The 21916-nt window shown below is 70.9% G+C and carries 23 protein-coding genes and 2 pseudogenes; 12 read left to right on the top strand and 13 right to left on the bottom strand.

Annotated features, from left to right (window positions below; translation table 11 throughout):
* Nucleotides 1-163: 163 nt before the first annotated feature.
* Nucleotides 164-823 (top strand): ScbR family autoregulator-binding transcription factor, encoded by a 660-nt coding sequence (locus tag AB0L71_RS10875; protein WP_365240627.1) that lies wholly within the window; start codon nt 164-166, stop codon nt 821-823.
* A 114-nt stretch (nt 824-937) separates the two neighbouring features.
* On the opposite strand, the gene AB0L71_RS10870 is transcribed toward AB0L71_RS10875, so the two are convergent.
* The 3 genes from AB0L71_RS10870 to AB0L71_RS10860 are packed head-to-tail and all read right to left on the bottom strand — an operon-like array spanning nt 938 to nt 2699.
* Nucleotides 938-1840 (bottom strand): MauE/DoxX family redox-associated membrane protein, encoded by a 903-nt coding sequence (locus AB0L71_RS10870; RefSeq protein ID WP_365240624.1) that lies wholly within the window; start codon nt 1838-1840, stop codon nt 938-940.
* Between the two features lie 29 nt (nt 1841-1869).
* Nucleotides 1870-2484: a cell wall protein gene (locus AB0L71_RS10865; protein WP_365240622.1), complete on the bottom strand. Its 615-nt coding sequence runs from the start codon at nt 2482-2484 to the stop codon at nt 1870-1872.
* 11 nt (nt 2485-2495) lie between these two features.
* Nucleotides 2496-2699, bottom strand: coding sequence for an RlpA-like double-psi beta-barrel domain-containing protein (locus AB0L71_RS10860; protein ID WP_365240620.1), 204 nt, complete (start codon nt 2697-2699; stop codon nt 2496-2498).
* Between AB0L71_RS10860 and AB0L71_RS10855 the strand changes: the two genes are divergently transcribed.
* Nucleotides 2689-2991: a hypothetical protein gene (locus tag AB0L71_RS10855; RefSeq protein ID WP_365240618.1), complete on the top strand. Its 303-nt coding sequence runs from the start codon at nt 2689-2691 to the stop codon at nt 2989-2991. The genes AB0L71_RS10860 and AB0L71_RS10855 overlap by 11 nt on opposite strands.
* 163 nt (nt 2992-3154) lie before the next feature.
* On the opposite strand, the pseudogene AB0L71_RS10850 reads toward AB0L71_RS10855, so the two are convergent.
* The 5 genes and pseudogenes from AB0L71_RS10850 to AB0L71_RS10830 all read right to left on the bottom strand — a co-directional run.
* Nucleotides 3155-3796, bottom strand: a pseudogene (locus AB0L71_RS10850) (phosphoribosyltransferase); the annotation flags it as partial.
* Nucleotides 3797-4072: 276 nt separating this feature from the next.
* On the bottom strand, nt 4073-5500 hold the full coding sequence (locus AB0L71_RS10845; RefSeq protein WP_365240615.1) for an RtcB family protein: 1428 nt from the start codon (nt 5498-5500) through the stop codon (nt 4073-4075).
* Between the two features lie 5 nt (nt 5501-5505).
* A complete protein-coding gene (locus tag AB0L71_RS10840) occupies nt 5506-6489 on the bottom strand; it encodes a CapA family protein (protein WP_365240613.1) in 984 nt (327 codons plus the stop codon).
* A gap of 24 nt (nt 6490-6513) precedes the next feature.
* On the bottom strand, nt 6514-6975 hold the full coding sequence (locus AB0L71_RS10835) for an archease (RefSeq protein WP_365240611.1): 462 nt from the start codon (nt 6973-6975) through the stop codon (nt 6514-6516).
* A 203-nt stretch (nt 6976-7178) separates the two neighbouring features.
* Complete coding sequence (locus AB0L71_RS10830) at nt 7179-8273, bottom strand: galactosyldiacylglycerol synthase (protein ID WP_365240609.1); 1095 nt, start codon at nt 8271-8273, stop codon at nt 7179-7181.
* Nucleotides 8274-8705: 432 nt separating this feature from the next.
* On the opposite strand from AB0L71_RS10830, the gene AB0L71_RS10825 reads away from it, so the two are divergent.
* From AB0L71_RS10825 to AB0L71_RS10815, 3 genes are read left to right on the top strand one after another with little or no spacing between them, the layout of a single operon-like run.
* Complete coding sequence (locus AB0L71_RS10825) at nt 8706-9521, top strand: SDR family NAD(P)-dependent oxidoreductase (protein WP_365240608.1); 816 nt, start codon at nt 8706-8708, stop codon at nt 9519-9521.
* An 8-nt stretch (nt 9522-9529) separates the two neighbouring features.
* Nucleotides 9530-10453 (top strand): DMT family transporter, encoded by a 924-nt coding sequence (locus AB0L71_RS10820; protein WP_365240607.1) that lies wholly within the window; start codon nt 9530-9532, stop codon nt 10451-10453.
* A 43-nt stretch (nt 10454-10496) separates the two neighbouring features.
* On the top strand, nt 10497-11237 hold the full coding sequence (locus AB0L71_RS10815; RefSeq protein ID WP_365240605.1) for a polysaccharide deacetylase family protein: 741 nt from the start codon (nt 10497-10499) through the stop codon (nt 11235-11237).
* A gap of 82 nt (nt 11238-11319) precedes the next feature.
* Here AB0L71_RS10815 and AB0L71_RS10810 read toward each other — a convergent pair whose 3' ends face one another.
* Complete coding sequence (locus AB0L71_RS10810; protein WP_365240602.1) at nt 11320-11688, bottom strand: hypothetical protein; 369 nt, start codon at nt 11686-11688, stop codon at nt 11320-11322.
* Between the two features lie 521 nt (nt 11689-12209).
* Here AB0L71_RS10810 and AB0L71_RS10805 point away from each other — a divergent pair.
* The 3 genes from AB0L71_RS10805 (at nt 12210) to AB0L71_RS10795 (ending at nt 15178) form a co-directional block, all read left to right on the top strand.
* On the top strand, nt 12210-13448 hold the full coding sequence (locus AB0L71_RS10805) for a sensor histidine kinase (RefSeq protein ID WP_365240600.1): 1239 nt from the start codon (nt 12210-12212) through the stop codon (nt 13446-13448).
* The gene (locus tag AB0L71_RS10800) at nt 13420-14109 is read left to right on the top strand and encodes a response regulator transcription factor (protein ID WP_365240598.1); all 690 of its coding nucleotides are present in this window, start codon (nt 13420-13422) and stop codon (nt 14107-14109) included. The genes AB0L71_RS10805 and AB0L71_RS10800 overlap by 29 nt, the downstream gene beginning before the upstream one ends.
* A 754-nt stretch (nt 14110-14863) precedes the next feature.
* A complete protein-coding gene (locus tag AB0L71_RS10795; protein ID WP_365240595.1) occupies nt 14864-15178 on the top strand; it encodes a hypothetical protein in 315 nt (104 codons plus the stop codon).
* Nucleotides 15179-15307: 129 nt separating this feature from the next.
* On the opposite strand, the gene AB0L71_RS10790 is transcribed toward AB0L71_RS10795, so the two are convergent.
* The 4 genes and pseudogenes from AB0L71_RS10790 to AB0L71_RS10775 form a co-directional block, all read right to left on the bottom strand.
* Entirely contained in the window at nt 15308-15700 is a 393-nt protein-coding gene (locus AB0L71_RS10790) for a transposase (protein WP_365240593.1), read from the bottom strand.
* 100 nt (nt 15701-15800) lie between these two features.
* Nucleotides 15801-15971 (bottom strand): annotated as a pseudogene (locus AB0L71_RS10785) (hypothetical protein); the annotation flags it as partial.
* A gap of 86 nt (nt 15972-16057) precedes the next feature.
* On the bottom strand, nt 16058-16753 hold the full coding sequence (locus AB0L71_RS10780) for a transposase (protein ID WP_365240591.1): 696 nt from the start codon (nt 16751-16753) through the stop codon (nt 16058-16060).
* Nucleotides 16754-16765: 12 nt separating this feature from the next.
* A complete protein-coding gene (locus AB0L71_RS10775) occupies nt 16766-17020 on the bottom strand; it encodes a hypothetical protein (RefSeq protein WP_365240588.1) in 255 nt (84 codons plus the stop codon).
* A gap of 162 nt (nt 17021-17182) precedes the next feature.
* On the opposite strand from AB0L71_RS10775, the gene AB0L71_RS10770 reads away from it, so the two are divergent.
* The 4 genes from AB0L71_RS10770 (at nt 17183) to AB0L71_RS10755 (ending at nt 21706) form a co-directional block, all read left to right on the top strand.
* Nucleotides 17183-17968: a hypothetical protein gene (locus AB0L71_RS10770; RefSeq protein WP_365240586.1), complete on the top strand. Its 786-nt coding sequence runs from the start codon at nt 17183-17185 to the stop codon at nt 17966-17968.
* A 569-nt stretch (nt 17969-18537) separates the two neighbouring features.
* Entirely contained in the window at nt 18538-19998 is a 1461-nt protein-coding gene (locus tag AB0L71_RS10765) for a SulP family inorganic anion transporter (protein WP_365240956.1), read from the top strand.
* 91 nt (nt 19999-20089) lie between these two features.
* Nucleotides 20090-20743 (top strand): GntR family transcriptional regulator, encoded by a 654-nt coding sequence (locus tag AB0L71_RS10760; RefSeq protein WP_365240584.1) that lies wholly within the window; start codon nt 20090-20092, stop codon nt 20741-20743.
* A gap of 534 nt (nt 20744-21277) precedes the next feature.
* On the top strand, nt 21278-21706 hold the full coding sequence (locus AB0L71_RS10755) for a hypothetical protein (protein ID WP_365240582.1): 429 nt from the start codon (nt 21278-21280) through the stop codon (nt 21704-21706).
* The last annotated feature ends 210 nt before the right edge of the window (nt 21707-21916 follow it).

The following is a 21916-nucleotide window of genomic DNA, read 5'->3' as shown; positions in this document are numbered from 1 at the left end:
GACGTATGCGCGCGGGGCGTGAATTTCCCCGATTTCACCCGCGCGTGCGCACGGTCGAAGAATAATAAGAATTCCGCGAGAACTGATGGTGTGCTGCGTGTGTGCGGGTGTATTGCTCCCTTGTGCCGCATGAGCAGCATGATTTATCGAAGGTGGAACATACGTGCAAGACAGGGCACGAGCAACCCGGAAGTCCCTGCTGGAAGCCGCGGCACATCTCTTTGTCGAACAGGGGTACGTGGGTACCAGCATCAACGACATAAGCGGCCGATCGGGAAAGACCAGTGGAGCCATCTACTTCCATTACGCCAGCAAGGAGGAGCTCGCCCTGGCCGTGGTGCGCGAACAGTTCGCCACCTGGCCGCAGTTGGCCCGGTATTGCGCGACTCCGGATGTTCCTCCGCTCGACCTGCTCGTCGGTCTGAGCTTCGAAATCGCCAGAGCCCTGAGCGAGGACGTCATAGCCCGCGCCGGTGCCCGTCTGTGGGCCGAGCGCCGCAGCATCGACGCGGCCGTGCCCGCACCGTTCGAAGCCTGGATCGCGGCTGCCACCACGCTGCTCGCCGATGCCCGGGTCAGGGGGGAACTCGCCGAGGGTATCGATCCGTCCGACACCGCCACGACGCTGGTGTGCGCGTGCTTCGGTCTGTACGGGCTCACCGATGAGGTGGTGGGGGAGAAGGAACTCGCGGCCCGTCTGCACCAGTGGTGGTTTCTTGTCCTGAAGGCGCTTCAGGCGCAGCCCGACCCTGCGGCCCTGCTCGCACGGGCGCGGGCGAACGCTGCCCACTGGGGTGCCGGTTCCGGGGAGAGCGCTGAGTGAATCGCTCACCCGTCGCGATCCTTGCCTCCCGGCAGGGCCGGTGCCGCGAATGTCGCGGCACCGGCCCTGGGGGACTCCTCGCGCCGGTGGCGGTCGGAGCGTGTGAGCGCGGCGTCAGCCCGCCATGGGCAGGGCCTTCCGGGACGGCACCGAGCCGAGTTCGTCCACGGCCACGGCCTCCCCGCTGTCCGCGTCGACATAACTGACACGGACGAGGGGATCGCCGCCGCTGTCGCGGCCGACCGTGGCGTCGACCGCGAACACCACCGCGACCGGGCGCGCGTTCTCCTGGTCCCCGTACACACCCGAGTACTGGAGGATGCGCCAACCCCCCTCCTCCCAGTGGTCCAGCAGGGCGGACCGGACCACCGGTGCGGCGGCCTGCCAGGCAAGGGAGCTCTCCAGGAGTTCGACGCTCGCCGCGACCGGAACCCGGCTCCCGTCCCCCGTGCCGAGGAGCGGGTGGCCGAAGACACGCAGCCTCGTCCGGCGCAGCGGCAGCAACCACCACCGGTCGAGATCGGCGGAGAGGGCGACCAGCACCGCCGCCGCCGCAGCCAGGAGCGCAGCGCCGGCCGCGGGCCGGTCGGACAACGTCGACCACCAGGAACCCTGCGCCACCGCGGCGGTCGCACCGCCGACGAGGACGGCCGCTGCCCGTGCGAACGCCCGCCAGGTGATGGGGGTGTCCTCACTCGCCGAGCAACCACAGGAGGACTCCGGCGCCATGGCCCGCCCGTACCCGAGGTAGGCGAGGAAGCCCGCCCCGAGTACGGCGGCAGCGGCCCCGGGCAACGGATTCGCCGGGATCGCGAGCAGCCCTGCGGCGATAAGGAGTTCAGCCGCACCGGTCGCGCGAAGGACCTTCGTCGCCCGTTCGCTGCTGCGCAGCATGCGGGCCAGTGCCGTCTTCGGCGCCTGTTGCGCGGTGCTCCGGCTGAGTGCCTTGACCGCCCCGGTCCACCCGAGCAGACCCGCGAGGACCAGCGGGGCGAGGCCCGTTGTGAGTGACAGCATCTCTTCCTCTCTCTGTCCTCGGGCCCGGGTCAGTGTCCGACGGAGATGCGGACGACGTCCACGGAGTTGTCGGACGGCCGCCAGGCGCCCAGCACCTTGGCGCTCTGCCCGATGCGCAGCCGGGACAGGTCGGACGTCAGCGCACGGCCCGCGTAGGAGGCGCTGGCCTCCGGAGCGACATGGCCGACCAGTTCGTGCTGCCCGTGGGCGAGGTGCAGCCGGTCCTTCGCGATGCCACGGATCTGCGTGTCCAGGTTCACGATGTTCACCCACACCGCGTCGGCGGCCACGGTGCCGTCGGGCATCTTGACGCCGCGTGCGTAGAGTCCGTCGCCGACCTCGATCTCTTTGGCCGTGGTGGCGCGTACCTTCCACACGCTGGTGACGTTGGTCATCTGCACCCGGGAGTGGCCGCCGTTGGATCCGGCCACCTCCAGGACGCTGCCCGTGATGCCGATGATGCGGCCCTCCACGAAGGTGGACCTGGCTATCGCGGGATCGAGGGAGGGCTCCGCGGCGAAGGCGGCCTCGGCGTCGAGGCCGCCGAGTGCGGTCGCGCCGATGATGGTCGCGCCGCCGAGGGCGGCGTTGGTGAGGAAGCGCCGACGGCGTATCCCCTCGGTCCGGTCGTTTCGTACGGACATGTCGGTCCTCCTCACTCGTAGATGTAGACCGGAAGCATGCCGGAGCTCAGGTTGCCGATCGCCGAGAAGGCGGCCGGGGTCAGGTCGAGGACCCGGTTGGTGCGGCAGGTGCCGTTACAGCAAGTCGCCTCACCGCACCACGACTTGGTGCGCGGGCCGCAGTCGGTGATCGTGATGCACACGGTCGCGCCCGAGCACTGGTGCTTGACGTTCATCACCGAGCCGCAGCCGCGTCTGGGGATGTTCTCGCCGCAGAGGTCGGGCCGGGTGATGTCCCAGCACGCCTGCGAGGCGTTGGGCCACGCGCCGTGGTTCGAGCCGGACTGGCAGGTGCCGCAGGCGCCGCCGCCGGTGCTGGAGCACGGCCCCCAGGAGTTGCCGCAGCAGAACCAACTGGTTTCGCCAGCCCACAGGCTGGTTGATCCGCAAGCCATCGTGTTGCCTTTCGTGTGGGGGTGTGACGAGGGCATGACAAAGATGGACCCGGCCGACGGCGAACGTGTGTGAAGCGGGGAAGCCCGTCGTGCGGCCGAGGACGGATGTGCGGGCGAAGCATCTCAATGATGCGCGTAGACAAGCGCGTTGCATAGATGGCCGTGTCCCGCATCGCGAAGCACCTCGTAGCGCGTCGGTCAGTGCCCGCGAGCCCGTCCGTGCGGTCGGCCGGAGTTCAGCCCCCGGTCCCCGTCCCGGGCCCCAGGTGCTGCAGGAACCACTCCGTGGCCAGCCGCGCCACCTCCGCCAGAGCACCTGGTTCCTCGAACAGATGGGTTGCTCCGGGCACCACGGCCAGCCGGTTCTCGCACCTCAACCGTGCCTGGGCACCACGGTTGAGGTCCAGCACGACCTCGTCGTTCCCTCCGACGATGAGCAGCGTGGGCGCGGTCACTGCCGACAGACGGGTCCCGGCCAGATCGGGCCTGCCGCCCCGGGAGACGACCGCCATCGCCGGGGAGTCCGGTTCCGCGGCCGCCCACAACGCGGCGGCGGCGCCGGTACTCGCGCCGAAGTAGCCGACCGCGAGGCCCTGGGTGCCGGGCTGACCGAGCAACCAGCCGGTGGCGTCGCACAGTCGACGGGCCAGCAGGGGGGCGTCGAAAACGAGGCTGCGGTCGAGTTCCTCCTCCGCGGTGAGGAGGTCGAACAGCAGCGTGGCCAGGCCCGCTTCGTTGAGCGAGTCCGCGACGGAGCGGTTGCGCGGGCTGTGCCGACTGCTGCCGCTGCCGTGGGCGAACACCACGATGCCCGTGGCCCCTTCGCGGACGGACAGCGTCCCGTGGAGCCGTACCGGTCCGGCACGCACCACGACTTCGGTGGCCGCCATGCCTGCTCCTCCCGCAGCTCTTGAACCTGCTGCGTTCCTGTCGCCACCGCCGGAAGTCCCTGAAGGAGCCGGGCCTTCCGCTCGGCATCGGGCAAGGGGCCACGACGACCGGCTGCCGTCGCCTCGGCAGGCTTCCCGGCTCTCCCACCGGACCGGCTCCGTACCCGAATTCCACGCTACTCGCGTTCCACCCGAGTGCGAACGCCGGACCAATGAACCACCGCGGCTCGGCACAGCCCGTCCACTTTCATCCTCCGTACCGCCTCATCCCTTGACGACACCCAGCGGAACCAGCCGGGCGACCAGACGGGCGAGACCGGCGCCCTCGGTGACGGCGGCGACCGCGTCGACGTCCTTGTACGCCTCCGGAGCCTCCTCGGCGAGACCGCGCCACGAGGAAGGGCGTACGGCGATGCCCCGCGCCTCCAGCTCGCCCCGCAGCCGCTCCCCGCGGACCATGCGCAGCGCGTGGTGACGGCTCCAGACCCGGCCGGCCCCGTGGCAGGCGGAGTGGAAGGCGTCGTTGTCCGGCAGGCCGACCATCACGTACGAGGCGGTGCCCATCGTGCCGGGCACCAGGACCGGCTGCCCCGCCCGGACGAGGTCGTCGGGCAGGTCCGGGTCGCCGGGCGGCAGCGCCCGTGTCGCGCCCTTGCGGTGGACGCAGAGCCGAAGCGCCACCCCGTCCACCTCGTGGGTCTCCAGCTTCGCGGTGTTGTGCGAGATGTCGTAGACCAGCTCCAGACCGGCTCCGGCAGCCGTCGCGAAGGCACGGCGGGCGGCCTCGGCCAGCAGTTGGCGGTTGGCCCGGCCGTAGTTGGCAGCGGCGGCCATCGCCCCCAGATAGGCGCGGCCCCGCGGCGAATCTACCGGTGTGCAGGCCAGCTGCCGGTCCGGGAGCTGGATGTGGTGCCGGTGGAGTTCCTGGTCCATCACGTGCACGTGGTCGGTGCACACCTGGTGTCCCAGGCCGCGCGAACCGCAGTGAATCATGACGCACACCTGGCCCGCCCGCAGCCCGAAGGCGGCCGCGGTGGTGCCGTCGTAGATCCGGTCCACCGCCTGGACCTCCAGGAAATGGTTGCCCGAACCGAGGCTTCCCACCTGGTGCAGGCCGCGCTCGACGGCACGCTTGCTCACCTGCCCCGGAGCCGCGCCGTCCAGGGCGCCGTAGTCCTCGCAGCGGGTCAGGTCACGCGGCACACCGTGGCCGCTCTCGACCGCGTACCGGGCGCCGCCGACCAGCAGCTCGTCCATCTCCCCGGCCCCCGACAGCTTCCACAGGCCGCCACGCCCCATCCCGCGCGGGATGGTCCGGTCGAGGATGTCCATGAGCCGGCGCATCCGGTCGTGGTCGAGCGCCTCCCTGTCGATCCCGGCGGCCAGCAGCCGCACACCGCAGGAGATGTCGAACCCGACACCGCCGGGCGAGATGACTCCGCCGTGCGCGATGTCGGTGGCCGCCACCCCGCCGATCGGGAAGCCGTAACCCCAGTGGACGTCCGGCATGGCGAAGGAGGCGCGGACGATGCCGGGAAGCGTCGCCACGTTCGCCACCTGTTCCAGGGCCTTGTCCCCGGCCGCCTCAGGCAGCAGCGCGCGCGAGGCGAACACCGTCCCGGGTACGCGCATCGGGTCCCGCCGCTCGATCCGGAAGCGGTACGGGCTGCTCTCCACCAGTGCGATCTCCACGTCCCTCACCTCCAGTCGACCGTCAGCCGCCCCTTCCGGTCGGCGACGGTGGTGCCGAACTCGGCGCAGGCGGTGGTGAGCCGTTCGCGGATCCACTCCCGTGCCGCGCCGTCCGCCAGACGGGTGTGGCAGAAGTCCAGTGCCAGCGGCAGCGCCTCCACCCGTGCGGGAACCAGGTGCGCGGCATCCGGGCCGTCCAGGGTCACCAGGAAGAGGAGACCGAGATCGTTGCGCAGGACCGGGTCGACGGCGTAGTCGTCGACGAAGTCGCCCAGGTCGTAGAGGATCCGGTCGGCGATCCCGTGGAAGACATGGGCGGAGTGCCCCGCGACCAGGGTCGCTCCGGCCGCCAGCAGCTCCGGGGCAGCAGCCGCGACATGGCGCGGCGGCCGGGAGGTCATGTTCGGCCCCCAGTGGGCGGTGACCAGCACGACATCCGCCGCGGCAGCGGCCCGACCCACCGCGTCCGTCAGCCAGCCGGGCACCCCCGCATGAAGGTCGGCCCAGGCCACCCCAGGGGTGTGGGCCCCGGCCGCGTAGTCCTCCGGGTGGTCCGTGACGCCCAGCACCGCCAGCCGCACACCACCCGCCTCCAGCACCGCGAACTCCCGGGCCGCGCCCGCGTCCGCCCCGGCCCCGACCGAGCGGACACCCGCCGCGGCCAGCAGGGTGCGGGTGTCGGCCAGGGCATCGAACCCGTAGTCCAGTGCGTGGTTGTTGGCGAGCGTCACACAGTCCGCCCCCAGACCGGCCAGGACCTCCGCGGCGGCCGGGGGAGCGCGGAAGAAGAAGGCCTTCCACGGATCGGACCAGCGGCGTCCGCGGTCGGAGACGCAGCACTCCAGGTTGAGCACGAACAGATCCGCCTCCGCGAGGGCCTTCCTGATGCCCGGGGAGAACAGCGTGCCCGGCACCGGTGAGCGGCGCAGCGCCTCGGCCACCCCGCGCCCGAGCATGGTGTCGCCCGCCAGTGCCAGCGTGAGCGCCATGATCCTTCCCTTCCGTGCCCGCACTCAGACGTCGAGGGTCACCCCACAGGTCCAGCCGCCGGGGCCGCGCCCCAGCCGGAGGCCGTGCAGCGAAACGGCCTTCGGCACCGCACCGATGGCCTCCGCGGCGCCCGCGTCGGCCATGCGGAAGCGGACCGACAGCCTCCGGCCGTGCGCGGCCGGCCGGATCGCTCCCGGCTCCACGGCGAGCGGGATCTCACCGTCGGCGTCCATCCGGTAGACGACCTCCTCCAGGACGGACACCAGCAGATCCACGTCGGCCCCCGCCGTCACCGTGCAGACGCGGTCCCCGACCGTTGCGGCCCTCGACGTGTCGGCGAAGCCTTCCACCACCGCGCGCACGGCCTCGCCGATACAGCCCTCGACCGTCGGCGCCCATGCCTCCACCCGCAGGTCCGCGGTGTGCGGCACGGTCCGGTGGCCACGTGCGCCGGGCTGTTCGCCCGCCGGTTCCCGACCGTCCACGGCCGGCGCCTTCCGTCGTCCTTCGGATGCACTGCCCGATGCCGCGTCTCCGGGCCCGGGCGGTACCTTCCTCCAGGGTCGTCCCGTACGGCGCCGCGAGGCAAACTGCCCGGTGTGCGGCCGCTCTTCGCCGTGCCCGGGTCCGCACTCCGGGGCCTGTTCCGTTGCCGGGAAGAGGGCCGCTGCTTCCTCGGACGGACCGCTCAGTCCGCGTGGACCAGCGCCTCCAGAGGACGCACACCCGGACCGGAGAACAGGGCACGGGCCGCGGTGATGCGCTGCTCGCGCAACGGGCCCGGAGCGGTCAGCCGGTCCAGGGCCCGGATCAACGTCCACGGGTCCGGTGCGAAGTCACTGAAACCGTGCTCCGCCATCTGCCGGGCGCCCGCCGCACCGTGCCCCGGAATGGGCCGGTAACCGATCACCGGTACTCCGGCGGCCATCGCTTCGAGCGCCGTCTGACCTGCCGCGTTGTCGATGAGCGCACGGGAGGCCCGCATGAGCCCCGGCATGTCCTCGACCCAGCCCATGACATCGGCTTGGGCGATGCGCGACAGGTCCCGGCGCAGGCGCGTGTTCGTGCCGCAGAGCACCACGGGCCGGTAGCCCGCCGAGGCCACCAGTCGTGTGGTCTGCCCCAGCCGGGCGCCGGCCCCCCAGGCCCCCGTGGAGATCAGCACCGGTGGACGGTCCGGGGAGTCGAGCCGCCGTTGCCCGTCGGACGCGGGCGGCGCCTGAGCACGGAACCGGGGTGCCACCAGAGCGCCGGAGGCCACGGCCGGGCGCCGGACCGCTTGCCGGACCTGATGGGCGAGATCGGGCGTGAGACAGAGATGGAGGTCGTTGCCCCGATGCAGCCATTGGCGGTGAACAGCGAAATCGGTGATGACGACAGCAGTCGGCACCGCGAGTGCGCCGCGCGCCCGGAGTCCGCCGGTGAGCTGGGCGGCGAGATGGAAGACGGGGACGACCACGTCCGGCCGTTGGAGTTCGACGAGCCTCAGCAGCCGCCGCCGCGCGAGCGCGGCCAGCGGGGTACTGCCGGGGCGGGGGCCGCTTCCGGCACGGAAGAACGCCGCATACAGCCCGGCGTAGACGACCGGCATGCGACAGATCACCGACCGGTAGAAGGAACGCAGCTCACCTCCGAGGCCGGGGGGCAGCAGATCAAGGACATCGACCGTCGTCGTCCGTCCTCCGCCGGCCTCCAGCCGGCGGGCCACTTCCGCCGCCACCGCGTCGTGGCCCGAGCCCATGCCCGCACTCAGGATCAGAAAGCGTCCGGGTACCGGGCTCATCGGACGTACGCCCCGGCCGGCCGGCAGAGGAGGCGGCCGTGACCGGCTCCGGGGGCCACGCTGCGCCGCCCCGAGCGGGTCGGCGACCAGGACGCCCCTGACCGTCGCGGCCGGGACACTCCCGCAGGGCCGGGGCGGCGACCGGAGGCCAGGGGCTCAGCAGCATGACCGGCAGGCACATGATCACCTCTCGTTCGGCGAGCACCCGGAGGATCCGGCGCAAGGGCACTGAGCGCGTTTCCTCCCTCATTCTGCGGGTGCGAGCGGCGCGGTGCAGTGCAGTGAGGTCTGGGCCCCGACGGTTTTGCCGACGCCCGCCCGGGCTACTCCTAACCCCACGCGGCACGCGAAGTCCCACCGACCGCGGGGCACCGCGAAGTCCCACATCCCGCGAGACGCCGCGCCGCACCGTGCTGACCCAGGGGAGAAGCCATGCCACGTGTTCCGGGCCTCGCACACCGCGGCGTACCGGGCCGCGACACGGCGGACCGCCCGGACGCCCGGGCCGGTGTGGCACTGGTGACGGGAGCCTCCTCCGGCATCGGTGCCGCGGTCTCACGCCGCATCGCGGCCGAGGGAGGCTGGACGCTCCTGGTCACCGGTCGTGACCGCGAGCGGCTGAGCGGTGTCGCGGCCGCGACGTACTCCACAGCCCTCTACGCCGACCTGATGTCGCCCGACAGCACCGAGCACCTGGTCCAGGAAGCCCTCGACACCGTCGGCGGCGTCGACCTGCTCGTGGCAGCGGCCGGGGTCGGCTGGGCCGGCTCCTTCCCCGCGATGCCGGCCGGTGCCGCCGACCGGGTCCTCACCGTGGACCTGGTGTCCGTCGTCCATCTGGTGCGGCTGCTGCTGCCGCACATGCTCGCGGCGGGGCGCGGGCACATCGTGCTGATCGGTTCGGTGGCGGGCTCCGCCGGGGTGCGCAGTGAGGCGGTCTACTCGGCAGCGAAGGCAGCCATCGCCACGTTCGCCGACGCACTGCGCTACGAACTGCGGGGCACCGGAGTACGCATCACCCATCTGGTCCCCGGGGTGGTGGACACCCCCTTCTTCGAACGCCGAGGAATGTCGTACACCCGTTCGTGGCCCCGGCCCATGCCGCCGGAGCGCGTCGCGGACGCGGTCTGGGATGCCGTCGTCACCGGCCGCGACGAGGTGTTCGTCCCCGCCTGGCTGCGTCTGCCGGGATGTGTGCGTTCGGTGGCTCCCGGTCTGTACCACCGGCTCGCCGCCCGCTTCGGCTGATCGGCGTCGTGAACGCTCCGGCCGTCCTGCTCGCGCTGCTGGCGGCACTCGCCAACGGTGCCGCGTCCGTGCTGCAACGGCGGGCCGCGATGGAGCAGGTCGAGGACGAGACGGTGGGCCACGGACCGGACGTGCGGCACCCCGTACGCCGATGGGCGCAGTTGGTACGCCGTCCCTTCTGGCTGGCCGGTGCGGTGGCGCTCGGACTGTCCGCCGCCCTCCAGGCGAGCGCGCTGGCGGTCGGCAGCCTGACGGTGGTCCAGCCGCTGATGGTGAGCGAACTCCTCTTCACGCTGGTGCTCGGCACCGTGGTCTTCCGTCACCGTCCGGACGGCAGGACGTGGGGGGCGTTCCTCATGCTCGCCGTGGGGCTGGCGCTCTTCCTGATCGCCGCCGGTCCGTCGGTCGGCGGGGCGACGGGACAAGCCGGCAGATGGCCGGTCGCCGGCAGCTGTGCCGCGGCGGCGGTGGTCCTGCTGGTTCTTCTTGCCCGGGCCCTCGACGGCGCCGCGCGCGCCGCGGCGCTCGGCTGCGCCACGGCCATTTCCTTCGCCTGTACGGCCGCCCTGGTCAAGGAGGTCATGGGTCGGATCCCGGAGGGGGCGGCCGAGGTCTTCGCCACGGGGTACCTGTACGCGATGAGCGGTGCCGGCCTGCTGAGTCTGTTGCTGCTCCAGAGCACCCTGCGTGCCGGGACGCTCGCCGCCTCGCAGCCCGCCCTCACTCTCGGGGACGCGCTGGTGAGTGTGGTGCTGGGCAGTGCGGTGTTCGATGAAGGCATCGCCCTGGGCGATCATCTGCTGCCGGCCACGCTCGGAGCCGTTCTGATCGCGGCCGGAACGGTGGGCCTCTCGGTCTCCCCGGCGGTCGCGGGGGACTGGGACTCGACGGGGACGGCAACACGCCGCAGCAGGTCCCGACACAACCGATAGCCGAGAACCACGGAGGGACGGAATCCCGATGTACACCCGACCCATGACGGCCCCTGCCGCGCTCCGCGCTCCCCTGGCCATGTCGGCGCTGGTGCTGACCGCGCATATCGGCCCAGCGGCCACCTGGCTGCCGGGCCTGCGGCGCAGGTGTCTTCCCTCCCTGGCCGGTCTCGGGCACCCGGGACACATCGCCCTGACCTTCGACGACGGTCCTGATCCGCGCTCCACCCCGCACTTCCTCCAGGTGCTGGACCGGCTGTCCACCCGGGCCACGTTCTTCGTGCTCGGCGAGCGTCTGCTGCGTCATCCGGAACTCGGCCGCGACATCGCCCGCCGCGGACACGAACTCGCCGTGCACGGATGGACCCACGACCGTCCGTGGCTTCCCACCGCACTGCGGGACGCGCGCGAAGTGGCGCGCGCCGCCGAGGCGGTACGAAGCATCGCGGGCGTCCGGCCGCTGTGGTACCGGCCGCCTTACGGGATCCTGACCGGAGGCCGGTGGGCCGCGGCCCTGCGGGCCGGACTCAGGCCGGTGCTGTGGTCGGCCTGGGGCCGGGACTGGACCGAGGACGCGACCCCCGAGGGCGTGGCGGTGACCGTGCTCAGCGGGCTCCGGGGCGGCGGCACGGTCCTCCTGCACGACACCGATCTGACCGCGACCGACCGGTGGCGGCCGACGCTGACGATGCTGCCGGGGCTGATCAGCGGCCTGCGGGCCGAGGGACTGACCGTCGGCCCGCTCGCCGACCACGGCCTCGCCCCCGTCCGCCGCAGGAGCTGAACGCCCGTCGCGGGCCACGGTCGCGCCGCGTCCGGCGAAGAGGTTCCCCGCAGGTCGGCGAAGCGATCCCGCCCGCGCACGTTCATTCCAAGCGATCCTGTGGGACCGACGGCAGCAGGGTGCGCAGCGTCTCCTCGGGGTCGGGGACGGAGATCGCCAGGCGCTCGTACGGTGCGCCCCGGCGCAGTTCCACGCAGAGCACCGGCTTGCCGACCCGCACCAGCACGAAGTCCTGCCCGCCCTGCAGAGGGCGGATGCCCGCGCACAGCAGGTCGGGAATCCAGGTGCCCCGGCCGCGGCCACCGCGCAGCACGCGCCACCAGTCGGGCTCTATGCGGACCTGGCGCAGCGCTGACAGCGGAACCCGCACATTGCGATGACGTGCCGCCGCCTTCTCCCGCCAGCGCAGACGCACGACGATATCGGCGCCCTCGACCACCACTCGTGCCATGGCCTCTCCCTCGTCGTGGTGGAGCAGGGCGGGCGAACGGGCCCCTGTCCGTGTCAGTCGGGCGGCTCCGCCGGGGCAGGGCCGGGTGCAGGGGCCGGCTCAGTCTCCGGCTGGGGGCCCGGCTCGTCGGGAACCGGTTCGGCGGGGGGTTGTGGGTCGTGCGGCACCGGGTCCGGTCGGCTGGGGACGGGCCCTGGACCTTGTGGGGTGGGGGTTGCGGCCATCGTTCTCGTCCTTGCGTCGTGCGCTTGTGGAGGAACACCGGGACGGCTGTCGGGCCGGTGAAGGCTGCGTCTGACTTCACCGTACCGGGAGCGACCTGACGGGGAGCGGGTCGGCGCCCCGCTGCCGGGGCGGACCGCATCCTGCACGACGGTGACGGACCCGAAACGGCGTACCGCAGGCCACGGAATCGAGGTCGGCCGCCGACGGCTCTGCGAACGGGCCGAGGCCGATGACCGGGCTGCCTGCCGCCCCGCTCGGGCCAGGCCGGAGGCCGCAGCCGACCCTACGGTGGTGGCATGGCGGTGATCAGTGGTTGGAGACGGGGGATACGCGCCAGGATCGGTGCGGCGGAAGCACTGGGCCTGGTCCTGCTGTTCGTGCTGTCGGTCGTGGCTGCCTCGGTCGTACGGCACGAGCGCCACTTCGTCCTGCGGTGGCCCGTCGTGATGCTCGCGGCCATCGGTTGCGCCGCCCTGGTGTGGCGACGCCGGTATCCGCTCGGCGTCCTGGCCGTCGCGGTCGGCTGCGGGGTGGCCTTCCAGGTGATCGGGATACGCGAGAGTCCCCTGGTGATCAGCCCGGTCCTGGTGTCGCTCTACACCGTGGCCACCCTGACCGACCGGCGTGCCACCTGGATGGCAGGGGTGTTCTCGGCCTGTGTCCTGGTGGGTGCCGCGGTGATGCGCGAGCCGGAATCTTGGCTGGCCCCCGACAATCTGGCGATGCTGGCGTGGACGACACTGCCGGCCGCGATCGGCGACGGGGTGCGCTCGCGGCGTGCCTATGTGGCGGCCGTGGAGGAGCGGGCGGAGCACGCGGAGCGGACACGTGAGCAGGAGGCGCAGCAACGGGTGGCGGCCGAGCGGGTGCGGATCGCACGCGAGCTGCATGACATCGTCGCGCACCACATCGCCTTGATCAATGCCCAGGCGGGCGTGGCCGTGCATCTGGTGGAACAGCGGCCGGAACAGATCGTGGCCGCCCTGGAGGACATCCGGGACACCAGCCGGTCAGCGCTGGACGAACTACGTGTGACCGTGGGACTGCTGCGTCAGTCCGGTGATCCGGTGGCGCCGCGGGACCCGATGCCGGGGCTCGAGCGCGTACCGGCGCTGCTCGCGTCGTTCGAGCGCGCGGGCCTGAAGGTGAACCGGTCCCTTCGCGGGGACGTCCAGCCGCTGCCGCCGACGGTCGATCTGGCCGCCTACCGGATCGTCCAGGAGGCCCTGACCAATGTGCACAAGCACGCCGGTGCCGACCGTGCCCGGCTGTGCCTGCACTACCGGGCCGAACGGCTGACGATCACGGTCGAGGACGACGGACGAACCGCAGGGGACCACACCCACCCGGGGACCGGGCACGGGCTGATCGGGATGCGGGAGCGTGCGTCCGCGGTCGGAGGCTGGCTGTACGCCGGAGTGCGCCCGGAGGGCGGGTTCGTCGTGACGGCGGAGCTGCCCCTGCGCCCCGGCCTGGTGACGGACAAACCACCGGAGAGGGATGCACGTGACGATTCGCGTACTGCTTGCCGATGATCAGGCCCTGCTGCGGGGCACCTTCCGGATGCTCTTCGACTCCGCGGACGACATGGAGACGGTGGGCGAGGCGTCCAACGGGCAGGAAGCACTGGACCTGGCGCGGACGCAACACCCGGACGTGGTCCTGATGGACATCCGGATGCCGGAGATGGACGGTTTGGACGCCACCCGGCTGATCAACGAGTCCGACGACTGCGGGGGCGTGAAGGTCCTCATCCTGACCACCTTCGAGGACGACGAGCACGTGGCCGAGGCGCTGCGCGCCGGTGCGAGCGGCTTTCTCGGCAAGGGGGCCCGGCCCGAGGAACTCCTCGACGCCGTCCGCACCATCGCGGACGGCGAGGCACTGCTGTCCCCGTCGGCGACCCGCGCACTGATCAGCCGCTTTCTCGCGCAACCGGACTCCCTCCCGGCAGGCGTGCCCGAGCGGTTGGAGTGCCTGACCCGGCGGGAGCGGGATGTCGTGGGGCTGGTTGCGCTGGGGCTGTCGAACGACGAGATCGCCGAACGTCTGGTGGTCAGTCCGCTGACTGCCAAGACCCACGTCAATCGGGCCATGACCAAGCTGGCGGCTCGTGACCGGGCCCAGCTCGTCGTCATCGCCTATCAGTGCGGCCTGGTCGGCTCCGCGCCGGAACCAGGGCACGCACAGGCCTGAGGACCGTCCCGTAAACCCTGCGTGCTGCGTGCGGCTCCGGGGATTGTGCGGGGAGGCCTCGGGCCTTTCTGCCGGATCGGGCCGGATCAGGGAGCGGGCCGGTGCTGTCCGAGCGGGCCCAGTGCTGTCGGATCGCAGGCCCGGTGCTGCCCGCTCGCAGACCGAGGCAGGGAGCCGCCACGGTACGTATCCGGTGCGGCACCGGCCGTAGTGGGGCCTGTCGGATACCGCAGCCGTGGTAGCCGGGAATCGCTGCCGGGGGACGACGCGCCAGGGGCCCTTCGTAGGCGAAGGTAGGAGGGCGAACGGAGGTTTCCGCCATGATCGGAACCCACTGCCCGACCCGGCGACATGACGCAGCAGCGATCACACCGCGCACCGTGCGCCGTGCACCGATCGCACTGCCCACCGCCACGGTGACCACGGACACGCAGGCCGGAGAATCCCGCCGGGCCGCGGTCCCCGGACTTCCCCGACGCCTGCCCGCTCCTGTCACCACGGCCGGTGTCGCCGCGCTCCGCGGTGGCCGGACGATCGAGTCCTCCCCTCATCCGCACCGACGGTCGCTTCGGCTCCCGGACCCCCGGCCCGCCGGGCACAGGGCGCCTCTCAGGCGCGCCCCGTACCGGCCGTGGAACTGACGGCGATCCCGACGCCGTGGCTCGGCCCGGCGGCTCACCACCCTCACCGACCTCAGACACTCGGGCCCGGCCCTGTGGCCGTGACCGGCAGCTCAGCCCAGGAAGGACCTCCCATGCTCAGCGCAACCACGATGTGCCGCACGATCAGTGAACGACCGGCCGAGGAGTACGCTCCCGCAGCCCCCATGACCGATGAGGTGATCACGGTGGGACACCTGGCAACCCGCTCCACACACCGCGACGTGCACGAGTACCGGGCCCTGCCCGCACACCTGTCCCTGCTTCGCGATGCCCTGGCCGGGGCCGGCCGGACCGAAGGCGGCCCGGCGGCAGGCTACCGGCGCACTCCGGCCCACGTGGCCCGCACCACCCAGCTCACCCTGTCCCAGTGGGTCAGCAGGACCGCGAGCATCGGGCACCAGAGCTGAGACCTGGAGCGAGGCTGACCTGGGAGATACGACGAGCCCGGGCCGAGCGGACACCCGGTCTCCGGGTAGAGGGGCCGACCATACGACTCTGTTGGTTTATGCCTGGCCCCTCCTTGAGGCCCGCCGCCGTCAGGCGGCGGGCCTCAGGGCTTCGAAACGGGAGATGCGGGTGCCGATTCGTGGTGTGCCGCTGGTCCAGGCGTCGAGCCGCGAAAGGTTCATCGCCGCCGCGGCGAATAGGTGTTGGAGGTGTGTTTCGGGCTGGCCGCGATAACGGGACCGGCGCATGCCGAAGGCTCGAACTCCCTGGGAGACGGTGGCCTCGATGCCGTTGCGCCGCTGGTAGCGGTCGCGCCATTCACGGGTTTGCTGGGCGGCGCGGTTCTGCTGGATCGCGTGGTGTTCGTCGTGGTGCCGCAGCATGATCTCGCGGCGCTCGCCGGTGGCTGATCCGACGCATGCACGCAGGTCGGGGCAGGGGCGGCACTCGGTATGCCCGAAAGCGGACCCGGACGACTTCAATGCCGATGGAGTTGGTGCGGGGATACCACTGACCTGTGGTGACCCCGTTGGGACAGGTCACCTGCCGGCGGTCCCAGTCGACGGTGAAGGCGTCAGTGACGAACCGTCCTTTCGCCTGGACCGTGGTGTTCCTCTGAACCGGCCCCAGCAACTCGACGCCCATCCTCTGCGCGGCGAGGATGTTGCTGCCGTCGATGTAGTTCCCGTCGGCCAGGTGGATGGCGGGCAGCATGCCGCGGGCGGACAGGTCCGCCTGGATGGTCCGAGTCATCCTGGAGTCGTTGACCGACGCGTCCGTGGTGGCGACGTGTGTGATCAGGTTCGGCACGTCCGGCTCGCACGTCTCTGTCAGCTGGATCAGATACCGGCCCACCCGGAACCGGCCTTGGCGCCCCGGCGGGCAGCGAGGTCATAGGGCGAACAGGGCTGAAGTCTGCCCTGCGGGAGGTCCTTCTCCTCCCGCCAGTGCACCTCGCCCTCACTGACCCGGTAGTTCTTCACCCAGACCTGCCGCAGCACCTCCACCGGCCCGAGCATCCTCACCTCGCGAGGTGCGTCAGTGGCGAAGACCGCAGTCATCAGCCGCACACCGTCCGCGCCGACCTGCGCTGTCCAGGCCCGCTGCTTGTCCTTGCTCCTGGGCAGCCGGGCCTCCTCGACCCGATGTCCGTAGCGGTCGAACCATTCCAGATCGACCCGGTCGACCAACCAGTCCGGCGCCACGGCCGCGATCGCGTTCAGAGCGGCCCGCAGGCTCTCCCCGACCAGCGCCAGCCGGTTCAGTCCCGTGATCGCTCCCAGCACCTTCGCGGAGTCGGTCCGCTGCCGTCCCGCGGTCTTCAACAGCCCGCGTTCCCTGGCCAGGCGCAGGACGAGGTCGAAGACCTCGCCGGCCTTCTCGCCTGCCAGCAGCCGGGACCGGAACTCGCTGAGTACCGAGTAGTCGAACCCGGTGTCCGTCAGCTCCAGGCCGATCGCGTACTTCCAGTCGATCCGAGTGCGCACGGCATCCGCCGCCTGCCGGTCAGACAGTCCCTCGGCGAACTGCAACACCGTGACCAGGGCTCACACTCCCGGCGCGACAGCAGGGCGTCCCCGTTCGGGATACAGGTCGGCGAACGCCTCCCCCGCGAAGACCTCGGCGAACTCCTCCCGCAGCCGCATCGCGAAAGCACCACGAGGACACACCACCCGCGCGACCCGCGCGGTCTCCGCCGGAATCTCCCCCAGCCCCAGCACACGCAACGACACCCCGACGCCCTCCCCAGACGCGAACTTGGTCTTCACCACCCACAACCGGGCGGTGAAGACCAAAGTCACGCGAAGGGGCCCTGCCTTTTACCAACAGAGTCATACGGTCGGCCCCTCCACCCGTGTGAGGACCCCTTACCCGGCGGGCGAGTTCGTTCCGGCAACGGTGAAGCCCCGGTGATCGCTAACCTGTTCTCCCCCCGCCAAGGGGCGGGGAGAACAGGGGTGGACATGCGTAGACGCATCGCTGCGGTCTCTGTCGTGGCGACCGTGATCACCGGGATCGCGGTGGCGCCGGCCGCTCACGCGGAGGGGCGGGGTGACATCCGGATCACCAAGACCGTCGTGAACGACGGCCGGAACGTGATCGTCGGAGTCAAGAACATCAAACGATTCCCGATCACCATGACGATCAAGGACAACTCGGGGGTGAAGGGAGTCTCCGGCGTTTCCGCGATCAACGCGTCCAACGGGCATGGGCCGGTCTCACATCTCGGCACCACGTGCAGGAAGGTCAGTGCGACCACGTCCGTGTGCACGGCGACGATGGAGATCAACCCGGCGTGGATCGACTCCTACGGCAGCGGCAACGAGGGCTGGAACGCCAACGCGGTCGCCGGAATCTGGCGGGCCGATGCCACGGCCCACGCGAATGACGGTGACTACTGGATCTCCGACTACATCGCCTCGTTCAAGGTGAAGCGGGCCGCGACCCTGACCACGGACGCGACCCCCGAGCCGGTCAGTAAGGGCGGCACGCTGACGGTCACCGGAAAGCTGATGCGGGCCAACTGGACGGACCTCAAGTACCACGCGTTCACCAAGCAGGTGGTGAAGCTGCAGTACAAGAAGCCCGGCGGCTCTTACCACACCGTGAAGACGGCGACCACCGACAGCAAGGGCCACCTCCGTACGACGGTGAAGGCCACGGCTTCGGGCAGTTGGCGCTGGGCGTTCCTCGGCACGACCACGACCATGAAGGTCGTCTCCACCGGTGACGCCGTCACAGTGAAGTGACCGCGCGGCGGGCCGGGGGACCGGCCCGCCGTTCGTACCCCGTCCGGTGAGCCGGCCCGGGCCGGAGCCGACGCCACCACGCCGATTGTGCTAGCCCTGCGACGCGGGGCGGCCAACGACGCGATCACGGATGAGCCGCCCCGGTCTCCCCGCTCTCCGGCGCCGATCGCCCAGGCATGGCCCGCCGGTCCCCTTCTGGCGTCCGGGTAGAGTTGCCGCTGGTGGGAGCGGGGCAGTGGCCCTGCCGTGGCCGAAGCGGCCCACTCGCCGAAGATCGATTCCAGCGGGAGGGAAGCGTGCGCGAGGTCCAGGACGACCGGCGCCGTCCCTGCCCACCGTGATACTCCGCCCGCGGATGTGAGACCGGGCCGCGCCGCCATGCCGCCTTCACCCGGTCTGCTTTCTTCCACCCGGCTCCGCCCCGCGGAGTCGAACGCGGGGTGCCGGCCGGTTCCTTCGCGTCTGCCGCGCACCTCTCGCACACCGTGGGGGGAAGCGCCCGAGCACGACAGGTAGTTGCGTTCTTGTCCTCATCCGTTGCGTCCCCTGCCGCGCGGCTGCGCGCCCTCATGCCTTCCTGGCTGAATGATCCGAAGGTCTGGCGTACCGAGGTGCTTGCGGGGCTGGTCGTCGCCCTCGCGCTGATTCCCGAGGCGATCTCGTTCTCGATCATCGCCGGTGTCGACCCGGCGATCGGCCTGTTCACCTCCTTCACGATGGCCGTCACCATCGCGGTCGTCGGTGGCCGACGCGCGATGATCTCTGCGGCGACCGGCGCCGTCGCCCTCGTCACCGCGCCGCTGAACCGGGAGCACGGTCTGGGTTACCTGATCGCCGCCGTCATTCTGGCGGGGGTCTTCCAGGTGGTGCTCGGGGCGCTCGGGGTGGCGAGGCTGCTGCGGTTCATCCCGCGCAGCGTGATGGTCGGTTTCGTGAACTCCCTGGCGATCCTGATCTTCATGGCGCAGGTTCCCGAGATGTCCGGGGTGCCGTGGGCGGTGTACCCGCTCATCGCCGGCGGCCTGGCCCTGATGGTGTTCTTCCCGAGGATCACCACGGTCGTTCCCGCCCCGCTCGTGTCCATCGTCGTCCTGACGGTCATCACGGTCGGCGCCGCCCTTGCCGTGCCGACCGTGGGTGACAAGGGCGCCCTGCCGTCCTCCCTGCCGGTTCCGGGGCTGCCCGACGTGCCGTTCACGCTCGGCACGCTGACCACGATCGCTCCGTACGCCCTGGCGATGGCACTGGTCGGTCTGATGGAGTCCCTGATGACGGCGAAGCTGGTCGACGACATCACCGACACCCGCTCCAGCAAGACCCGTGAGTCGGTCGGTCAGGGCATCGCCAACATCGTCACCGGATTCTTCGGCGGCATGGGCGGCTGCGCGATGATCGGCCAGACGATGATCAATGTGAAGGTCTCCGGCGCCCGCACCCGCCTGTCCACCTTTCTCGCCGGTGTGTTCCTGATGGTGCTGTGCATCGTGTTCGGCCCCGTGGTCTCCGACATCCCCATGGCCGCGCTGGTCGCGGTGATGGTCATGGTGTCGTTCGCTACCTTCGACTGGCACTCCATCGCGCCGAGGACGCTCCGGCGGATGCCTGCCGGGGAGATCGCCGTCATGGTCATCACCGTCGTGTGTGTGGTCGCCACGCACAACCTCGCCATCGGTGTCGTCGTCGGATCGGTGACCGCCGCGGTCATCTTCGCCAAGCGTGTGGCCCACCTCGCCGAGGTCACGGCCGTCACCGACCCGGACGGCGGCACGGTCGTCTACCGGGTGACCGGTGAGCTGTTCTTTGCCTCCACCGACGATCTCGTGGGCCGGTTCGACTACGCCACCGACCCGGACAGGGTCGTCATCGACCTGAGCGCCGCGCACATCTGGGACGCCTCCTCGGTTGCCGCGCTGGACGCGATCGAGACCAAGTACGCGCACCGGGGCAAGACCGTCGAGATCACCGGCCTCAACGACCCCAGCGCCCATCTGCACGGCAGGCTCAGCGGCCAGCTCACGGCCGGCCACTGACCCGACATGCATGAGAAACAGCCGCGACAAATTTGGTGACAAACTGGTTGGCCTAGATTTGGTTTGACAGGTACTCACTCAGGGAGGGCGCATGTCGAAGGAAGCCCGTCCAGGCTCCGGAGAACAGGCCAAGCAGTACGCGTTGGAGCACTTGCGGCAGGCGATTCTGCGCGGCGAGATGGCACCGGCCCAGCGGCTGGTGGAGAACGAACTCGCCGAGCAGTACGGCGTCACCCGCGCAAGCATCCGCGCGGCACTGCTCGACCTGGCCTCCGAGGGGCTGGTCGAGCGGATCCGCAACCGCGGATCGCGGGTGCGTGTGGTGACGGTGGAGGAGGCCGTGGAGATCACCGAGTGCCGGATGGCGCTCGAAGGACTGTGCGCGGCCCAGGCCGCCGTACGGGCCACGGACGAGCAGCTCGACGAGCTGGCCGAGCTGGGCCGGGCCATGGCCAAGGCGGTCGCGAACGGCGATCCGGTCTGCTACTCCGATCTCAACCACCAGTTGCACACCCACATCCGGGAGTTCTCCGGCCAGCAGACGGCCGTCGGCCTCCTGGAGCGGCTCAATGCCCAACTGGTTCGCCACCGCTTCCAGTTGGCGCTGAGGCCGGGACGCCCGCAGCAGTCCCTGAATGAGCATCTGGCCGTGATCGAAGCCATCCGCGCCAGAGATCCGCAGGCAGCCGAATCGGCCGTCCGCGCCCACCTCCGCAGCGTGATCGACGCCCTGCGCGAGGACTGACGCGCTGCCGGGCGGGTGCATATCTGCCGGCAAGGGCGGCACATGACCAACGGCAATGGGCCCGCCCCCCCCGCGATCGACACTGGCGATCATCGCGCACGCAGGTGACTTCGTGTGGCGGACCGGTGGTGCCATCGCCCTGGCCGCATCCCGGGGCGAGAGGGGCACGATCGCGTGCAACCGACGCCTACGAGCCGCACGTGGACGTGGACTTCATCAGCCTCCGCAACGCCTCGACGAAGCCGTGCGAGATTCGGAATCGGCCCCGGCCGCCGCCTCACGGCGAAGGGCAGCAGCCGGAGCCCCTTGTAGTGTGGTCGGATGCCTACTCCAGCACATGGTGAAGCTGAGCGGGTCGTAGCGGCTTGGCAGGCCCTGACTTCTTGGCTTGCTGAGCATGCTCCCCTGTCATACGCCTCCCTTCTGCCTCCCGCGACGGAAGAAGAGGTCGCCACCGCCGATTCCCGGTTGAGGGAGTGCCTCGGGTTCGGGCTGCCCGCGGAGCTGGGTGTTCTGTGGCGACTCTGCGGCGGCGTGGAGCACCAGTACATCGAGGAAGACGAGGAAGGTGAGGTCGGCTCCGGGGCTTTCCTGCCCGGCGGAGTGATCTTCTCCCCGGCCGAGGCACTCGGGCCGAGGCTGCCCGCGCACGGTCAGCGCGACGGGTGGGGAGGAGCCCGGGTGGTCCCGTGGCTCACCCGGGACGAGGCCGGACCCCTGCACGGTCACTACGCAGGTGACGACGGCGTCGGAACGTGGGCGTTGATGGATGATCCGGTGTCGAAGCCTGACCACCCATCGGTCTCCGCTTACCTCGAAGCCGTCCACCGCGCCGTGACCCAAGGCCCGCCAGATCTGATGGGCGCCGATGTGCCCGGAGTCGTGTGGGGCTGCCTGATCTGGGACGACCCCCAGTTGCCAGGCCTGGACGAGGCTTTCGAGCACTGGACACCGATCCACTGAGCATCAGGTCCCTCGCCCTGCAAAGCCGGGATCGAACTGGCTTCGTCGATATCTGGGAACAGCGTTTGGCGACCGGTTCCGGAGGCAGCTGGTGATCACCTGGTTCACGGATCTCGATGAGACACGACAGCGCTGTCGTGTCCACGCACGTGGGACGGCCGCCCCCTCGTCAGAGAGCCTGCCCGCCGTAGGGTTCGCCGGAGCCGGGCT

The organism is Streptomyces sp. NPDC052052 (assembly GCF_040680455.1).
In the GTDB taxonomy this organism is placed as follows: Bacteria; Actinomycetota; Actinomycetes; order Streptomycetales; family Streptomycetaceae; genus Streptomyces.
Note: the sequence above shows the minus strand (reverse complement) of the source record. Positions and strands in the feature narration are given on the sequence as shown.